Origin of the sequence: Mangrovicoccus sp. HB161399, from assembly GCF_013184745.1 — a bacterium.
Taxonomy (GTDB): domain Bacteria; phylum Pseudomonadota; class Alphaproteobacteria; order Rhodobacterales; family Rhodobacteraceae; genus Mangrovicoccus.
The window spans coordinates 1-594 of record NZ_JAATVU010000306.1 but is presented as its reverse complement, the minus strand read 5'-3'; the positions used below and the strand labels follow the sequence as shown (position 1 = coordinate 594).

Annotated in this window: 2 protein-coding genes; both read right to left on the bottom strand. The window is 63.1% G+C overall.

Annotated features, from left to right (window positions below; all coding sequences use genetic code 11):
* Window positions 1–184: transposase (locus HCC78_RS33050; protein ID WP_371743772.1), on the bottom strand; the 184-nt coding region annotated here is incomplete at its 3' end.
* Between the two features lie 147 nt (window positions 185–331).
* A partial coding sequence (locus HCC78_RS33045; protein ID WP_253949489.1) for a zincin-like metallopeptidase domain-containing protein occupies window positions 332–594 on the bottom strand: 263 nt, incomplete at its 5' end.

The window sequence follows — 594 nt, the reverse complement described above, 5'->3', positions numbered from 1 at the left end:
TCCAGCCTTCGACATGCGCGTCAGCCTCGGGCAGCAGCTTGCCCTTCGCCCGCGCCTCCGCGCGCCACTTGGCGAGCGTTGCCCGCGAGATCCCCTCTTCAACCGCCAGCCGGTTCAAGGGGGTGCTGTTCGGCGGCAGCATCTTCGCGAGAACCGCCGCCTTTCGTTCCTGTGAATAGGCCACTCGTCATCCTGTCCCGCCCGCCTCGCTGCATAGTTTCAGATCGAAGGACGGTGACAACAACCCTGCACGAGGGGGTTCTATCCCGAAGGGAGGTCCGTCCGCCGGAGGCGGACGAAATTTTTCCCTCAAGAAGAGGGGTGTTGCCGCTTACGCGGCAACCTCCTTGTCGTCTTCGATAACCGGCTGAAGCCCGTGCAGGAAATCGGCGGCACGCTGGGCATGGGCGGCGGCGGCAAAGATCGCGCGCTTGTCATTCCTCAAGACCTTCAACCAGCTCTGGATATAGGCCGCGTGATCTTTGAGCTTGCCCCCGGATCCCGGACTGGGCCGATATTCACTATGCGGCCATCTTGGCGGCCATGTCGATCCTTGCCTGCTCCGGCGTGCGATATCCGATGCTCGAGTGGCGG